Source organism: Nevskia sp. (assembly GCF_023266035.1).
Taxonomy (GTDB): domain Bacteria; phylum Pseudomonadota; class Gammaproteobacteria; order Nevskiales; family Nevskiaceae; genus Nevskia.
In genome coordinates this window covers 1-4,112 of the sequence record NZ_JAHFRY010000225.1, presented here as the reverse complement: position 1 = coordinate 4,112, position 4,112 = coordinate 1, and the positions used below count along the sequence as shown (strand labels likewise).

The 4,112-nt window shown below is 65.3% G+C and carries 5 protein-coding genes; 3 read left to right on the top strand and 2 right to left on the bottom strand.

Annotated elements, in window-relative coordinates; translation table 11 throughout:
- The coding region (locus tag Q0D45_RS21205; protein WP_293397813.1) for an SRPBCC domain-containing protein at positions 1–533 on the bottom strand (533 nt) is incomplete at its 3' end.
- Positions 534–629: 96 nt separating this feature from the next.
- Here Q0D45_RS21205 and Q0D45_RS21200 point away from each other — a divergent pair.
- The 3 genes from Q0D45_RS21200 to hisI all read left to right on the top strand — a co-directional run bounded on the left by Q0D45_RS21200 (position 630) and on the right by hisI (position 2,929).
- Positions 630–1,487 carry a 6-carboxytetrahydropterin synthase gene (locus Q0D45_RS21200; protein WP_293397810.1) on the top strand — a complete coding sequence of 286 codons (858 nt, stop codon included), beginning with the start codon at positions 630–632 and terminating at the stop codon, positions 1,485–1,487.
- Between the two features lie 61 nt (positions 1,488–1,548).
- Positions 1,549–2,346: a hypothetical protein gene (locus Q0D45_RS21195; protein ID WP_293397807.1), complete on the top strand. Its 798-nt coding sequence runs from the start codon at positions 1,549–1,551 to the stop codon at positions 2,344–2,346.
- Between the two features lie 85 nt (positions 2,347–2,431).
- Positions 2,432–2,929 (top strand): phosphoribosyl-AMP cyclohydrolase, encoded by a 498-nt coding sequence (gene hisI, locus Q0D45_RS21190; RefSeq protein ID WP_293397804.1) that lies wholly within the window; start codon positions 2,432–2,434, stop codon positions 2,927–2,929.
- Positions 2,930–2,999: 70 nt separating this feature from the next.
- Here the strand turns inward: hisI and Q0D45_RS21185 are convergent, their stop codons facing one another.
- The gene (locus tag Q0D45_RS21185) at positions 3,000–4,037 is read right to left on the bottom strand and encodes a fatty acid desaturase (protein ID WP_293397801.1); all 1,038 of its coding nucleotides are present in this window, start codon (positions 4,035–4,037) and stop codon (positions 3,000–3,002) included.
- Positions 4,038–4,112 lie beyond the last annotated feature (75 nt).

Below are 4,112 nucleotides of genomic sequence, written 5' to 3'. Positions count from 1 at the left end.
CCGGTTTCGATCAGCTTCTGCAGGCGTTCCAGCTGCTCGCGGATGACGCCGTCGACCGGCGTCGCCCAGCCAGCCAGACCACCCGCGGCCTGACCGCTGACGGCATACGTCTGGCTGAGGATGGTGCGCTCGCCATCGGCTTTCAGCTCCCAGCTCATCACGGCGTTGACCGGCTCGGCCTGCAGCGGGCCTAGTCCTCCGTTCAGGCGCAACAAACGGTTCGGCGTTGCCATCACGACATGCTGATGCTCGACGCTGCCGCCATCCGCCAGGCGTTCGCAGAAGCAGCCGCCGGCGCGCGCATCGAGGCTGAAGTTAGCGGCCTTGCCGGACCAGCTATGTTCCTGGTTCCACCAGCGCGCGGGCTCGATCAACGCCGCCCAGACCTTGGCTGGCGGCGCGGCGATGGTTACCCGGTTTCGGGCGAGAAAGCCCTGTTCGCCAGCCTTGACCACCTCGGCAGCGGCACTCGGCGGCAGCAACAGGCTCAAGGCCAGCGAGGCAAAAGCGGTCAAACGCGAAGGACAAGACATGGTTCAGCTCCAGTACGGGGCCTGATTGTCCGGCCAGCAGATGACGCGGCGCTACACTGTGCACCGCAAATCCCCAGAAAATCCTAGCGTTCCGCCATGTCCCGCGTCTTGTCCAGCCTGTTCGTCGAGCAACTCACGGTCATCGACTGCGCCTATCTCGATGCGCAGCGCGGCGTGGTTGGCGAAAGCTGGATCGTCGACATCGAACTGCGCGGCGAGCTGGACGCGCAGTCGATGGTGCTGGACTTCGGCGAGGTCAAGAAGCGCCTGAAGCGCGCGCTCGATGACAGCGCCGATCACACGCTGATCGTGCCACGCCGGCACGCCGGGCTTTCCGTGCATGAGGCCGGCGGCAGAGTCGATCTGGAATTCCGCGGCCCGACGGCGGGTGCGATCGAGCACAGCTCGCCGGCGATCGCCGTGACCCTGCTGGACGCGGAAGCGGTGACCGCCGAGGCGCTGGCCGCGCATCTGAAGCCGGTGCTGGCCGCTGTGGTGCCGGCCAACGTCGCCGAACTGGTTCTGAACCTGCGCAGCGAAGCGATCAGCGGCCCGTACTACCACTACACGCACGGCCTGAAGAAGCACGCCGGCCATTGCCAGCGCATCGCCCACGGCCATCGGTCGCGGATCGAGATCCTGGTCGACGGCGTTCGCGATACCGCGCTCGAAGCCGAGCAGGCCGCGCGCTGGGCCGACATCTATCTCGGCACTCGCGAAGATCGGGTGTCGACCGCCAACGGCCGCGAGCGCTACGAGTACGCTGCCGCCGAAGGCACGTTCGCACTGGAATTGCCGGCCGAGCGCTGCGATCTGCTCGAAACCGACACCACGGTGGAATGCATTGCCGATCACCTCGCCGGCCTGGCTGCGGCCGCGCGGCCAGGCCGGGATATTGCAGTGCGCGCCTACGAAGGCGTGATGAAAGGGGCGATCGCCCGGCGCCTGCGCTGAGCGCCCGCGAAAGCCGGGATTCGTTCAGCGGCAATTCAGATCGGCGGCGTAAAGTCCGGCCATGAACAAGGCTCCCGTCAAAATCATCGTTCGTGTTCTGTCCCTGATCGGCATCGCTGCGACGGTCGCAGCCTGTACGCCGCTCGAAACCTACGACGATGACTACGGCGGTCGCGGCCAGCGCGACGTGGTGGTGCGCTACGAATCCTACGGCTACCCGGATTCCTATTACGGCCCCGGCTATTACGGTGCCGGCTGGTACAACCCGGGTTGGTACGGCGGCTACTACTACGGTGGCGGCTACTACGACGGCCGTCCTTACTACGGCAACGGCGGCGGCTATTACCGCGGCCAGCGTTACTACCCGCCGGGTTACAGCGGCCATCGCGATGACGACCGGGACCACGACCACCGGGGCCGCGATTACGATGGCAACGGCCGTCCGCGCAATTCCGAGCCGCCGATCTACGCCGACCCAAATCCGGGTCGCCCTCGGCCGCGCGATCCGGATCGCGGCAACGGGCACGGCGGCGATCCCCGTCCGCCGGTCGTCGTGGCGCCGCCGCTGCCGCCGGGTCAGCGCGGCAATCCGTCGGACCGCGACCAGGGCCGCGATCAGAATCGTCAGCCGCCGACGGTTCCGGGCCAGCGGCCGACCGCCAGAAATGATGGCCGTGACGCCCGCAATGACTACCGAAATGAGCGTAACGAGGCGCCGAGCCAGTACGCCGCTCCGCGTCAGCAGCCCGAACCCGCGCAGCGCCCGCCGATACAGGCGCCGACGCCGAGAGCGCCTCGGGACAATGACAACAACGACCGGGGTGGCCGTCGCCCGCCCCGCGGCCCGGCGGCTTATTGATCGACAAATGGCAGACGCGCCGGCTAGTTCAGCCGGCGCGTTTATAATCGCTGCCCGCCAGACCCGTTTGTTCTGCTGAGCCGCCATGACTGCCGCCAATACTGCCCCGAACAGTGATATTCGTTTCGAAGCCCGCCAGACCATCGAACAGGTCGAGGAAGGTCACGACCTCGCGCCGAAATTCGACGAGCACGGCCTGATCGCCTGCGTGACCACGGCGGCCAACACCGGCGAAGTGCTGATGCTCGGCTACATGAATGCCGAAGCGCTGAAGCTGACCATCACCACCGGCGAAGCGCATTACTACAGCCGCTCGCGGAAAGTGCTGTGGCACAAGGGCGCGACCTCCGGCCTGGTGCAGAAGGTGGTCGAGATGCGTATCGACGACGATCAGGATGCCGTCTGGCTGCGGGTGGAGATTCCCGGCGACGCCAGCTGCCACGTCGGCTACCGCTCCTGCTTCTATCGCTCGATCCCGACGGGTGAAGGTGAGTTCACTCGCGTGTTGAAGTTCGAGGAGAGCGAAAAGATGTTCGACCCGAAGGCCGTCTACGGCGACGCGCCGAACCCGACCATCCTTTAAGTCGGCCGAACGAGAAAAGCCCGAGGGCGGAAGATCCGCCCTCGGGCTTTTTTGTGGCTGACGCTGCCGATCAGGCGCGCACTTGAGTCCAGCGATTGGCCCGCCCGAAGGTGCCGACATCGTTGAAGCGCACACCCATCTCGCGCATCACCTTGTGGGCGACCGGCGCGCTCATCTGGCGGATGTAGAACGGTTCCTTGACCACGAAGTGATGGATCGCGTGAGTCGCGCCGAAGTTGAAGCAGAACAGATGGAACGGCGTCATCCACCAGACGTTCAGCACCTGGCACTGCTGCAGCTCGTTGCCGGGCTCGACGTCACCGAAGTAATGCATGTTCGAGCTGACGAAGTGCAGGCTGAAGCTGCGCAGCACGTTCGGCGCGATCCAGGTCACGGTCAGGAAATTGATCACCTGCATCGCAGTCAGGATCCAGGACCACCAGACGATCTCGGTGCCGGCCAGCTGTGCGGCGCCATTGATCGCGTGGAAGCCCAGAAAGTTGTACCAGATGCCGATCTGCAGCCAGCCAAGCGGGAAATAGCCGGCCGCCGCGCTGAGGAACAGCTTGGTCCGCTTGTGCGCCGGCACCTTGCCCATGCGCAGCGCCACCGACAGCAGGTTGTCGCCGGTCATCAGCAGGCGCTTGATACCCCAACGCTCGCCATTGGTGATCGCGCGTTCTTCGAGATCGTTCTGCTGGCCCGAGAACTTGTGGTGGTTGAAGTGCAGCGTGCGCCGCGCCCAGGGGTTGATCGTCGTCGGTCGTGCCAGCCAGACCAGCGCCATCATGGTGTGGTGAGCCCACGGCGTCTTCTTGAAGTACATCCAGTGGATCAGGTCGTGCTCCAGCTCATGCGTCAGTGAGGCGAAGATCGCGACCAGCGGAATGCACAGCCAGGCCGACAGCGCGCCTTCGTAGTACGCCCAGCCGCAGGCGATGATGCCGAGCCAGGAGATCGCGAGAATCGCCGCACCAATCGCGTTCTGATGCTTCAGGATCGGATGCGCCTCGCGCAGCCGCTGGCCTTCGGCAGTGACCACAGCCTTGATGTGCGCGGCCTTCTGCTCGTCGCTCATGCTCGAAGGGTTGATGACGGCTGTGCTCATGGTGAGTTTCCGGACGATCGCTGGATTACGATGAGCCGCATTGTTGTGCCGCCCCGCCACGCCCGCCTGATCGCC

Bases quoted from the DNA above. Each gene is read 5' to 3' on its own strand.
- Q0D45_RS21200 (WP_293397810.1), top strand. From the start codon at position 630: ATGTCCCGCGTCTTGTCCAGCCTGTTCGTCGAGCAACTCACGGTCATC.
- Q0D45_RS21195 (WP_293397807.1), top strand. From the start codon at position 1,549: ATGAACAAGGCTCCCGTCAAAATCATCGTTCGTGTTCTGTCCCTGATC.
- hisI (WP_293397804.1), top strand. From the start codon at position 2,432: ATGACTGCCGCCAATACTGCCCCGAACAGTGATATTCGTTTCGAAGCC.
- Q0D45_RS21185 (WP_293397801.1), bottom strand. From the start codon at position 4,037: ATGAGCACAGCCGTCATCAACCCTTCGAGCATGAGCGACGAGCAGAAG.